General features: G+C 60.9%; 1 protein-coding gene. It reads right to left on the bottom strand.

Annotated elements, in window-relative coordinates; all coding sequences use genetic code 11:
* Window positions 1-297: phage tail tip lysozyme (locus AC1RP4_RS07935; RefSeq protein ID WP_481763265.1), on the bottom strand; the 297-nt coding region annotated here is incomplete at both ends.

The raw sequence follows: 297 nt of genomic DNA, 5'->3' as shown, positions 1-297 counted from the left end.
AAACTGCGGCCTGCGCCACCGTCCGCATCTTACGGAAGCGATCCATCAGACCCATCTTTTCCATCTCGTACCAGTGGAATGCTGCCTGAACCTGCACCTCGGTCATGCTCGGATTCTTCTTCCGGAACTGGCGCAATTCACGAATGCGGTCCGCGCTCAGCCACTGGGCGACGCCGCGTGCTCCAGAGTACGGGTTGCGGGCATGCACGTCGAACTGCGATTCTTGCTGGACCGGGCCCAAGGCCCCAGCAATCTGCGCATCGGTCAACCCGTATTCACGGCCGAACGCCACAAACG

This window comes from Dellaglioa sp. CoH-56-MRSF-10 (genome assembly GCF_056782175.1).
This window is presented reverse-complemented; position numbering and strand designations above follow the sequence as displayed.